The sequence below is a fragment of the Priestia sp. P5_B4 genome, assembly GCF_056400385.1.
The window spans coordinates 1-874 of the sequence record NZ_JBFULJ010001226.1; the positions used below are offsets into that span (position 1 = coordinate 1).

Consider the following 874-nt stretch of genomic DNA (forward strand, 5'->3'; position numbering starts at 1 on the left):
ATTAAAACCATGTTCACCATAACAATAAAAAGATCCGAACGATGAATCGTTCGGATCTCCCTTCAACTAAAATACTTTTGTCACAGCCTCTTTTAAGATAACAAATATTAACTTATTTACTTTTAGAAGCTTGTTCTTTAAAGCGAAGTATGTAATACGGAACAATACAGATAACCGCCAAAACAAGAGCCGTTAAACTGACTATGCGGGGATTATTAAGCCCAAAAGAATAGTCTCCAAAAGATGCTCCAATCGCAATAATAGCAAAAATAATATACAGAATACGAAATATGTTAATCCACTTTTTCTGTTTAATCGTAACCACTCCTTTGCTTATTTTACTCCAACATAGAATATTATAACTTTACTAAACAACTTGTTGCAAAATTTCTTCTCCCTTTGACTGATTACCTTTTATTCTAACGGTAAACAAATTTCTACACTCGTCCCTTTGTTTACTTCACTTTCAATACTAAGAGTTCCTTTATGTTGTTGGATAATATTAAAGCAGATCATTAACCCTAACCCGATTCCGTCTTCTTTAATACTGTAAAATGGTTCACCTAAATGTTTGATGCGTTCTTTTGAAATTCCTACACCTTCATCAATAATTTGAATATGAATATGATTGTTGTCCTTTTTTCTCAGCTCAACTTTAATTTCTCCTCCGGAAGGCATTGCTTCAATCGCATTCTTAAGAATGTTTATGAACACCTGTTTCATTTGATTGCTTTCACAATATACAAAAGGCATTTCTCCATATGAGTTAAGTTCAATAAAGATGTTTTTCATGGTTGCCTGAGGCTGCAGCAATAAAATCACTTGTTGAATTAACAGCTGCAAATCAATCGACTGAAATGTTACGGCCTGTGGT

Annotated in this window: 2 protein-coding genes; both read right to left on the reverse strand. The window is 33.2% G+C overall.

What is annotated here, in order from left to right; all coding sequences use genetic code 11:
- Positions 1 to 112 precede the first annotated feature (112 nt).
- Positions 113 to 325 carry a hypothetical protein gene (locus AC1DRF_RS30105; RefSeq protein WP_013083131.1) on the reverse strand — a complete coding sequence of 71 codons (213 nt, stop codon included), beginning with the start codon at positions 323 to 325 and terminating at the stop codon, positions 113 to 115.
- Positions 326 to 414: 89 nt separating this feature from the next.
- Positions 415 to 874 (reverse strand): ATP-binding protein (locus AC1DRF_RS30110; RefSeq protein WP_477742586.1); only part of this gene is annotated, 460 nt, incomplete at its 5' end.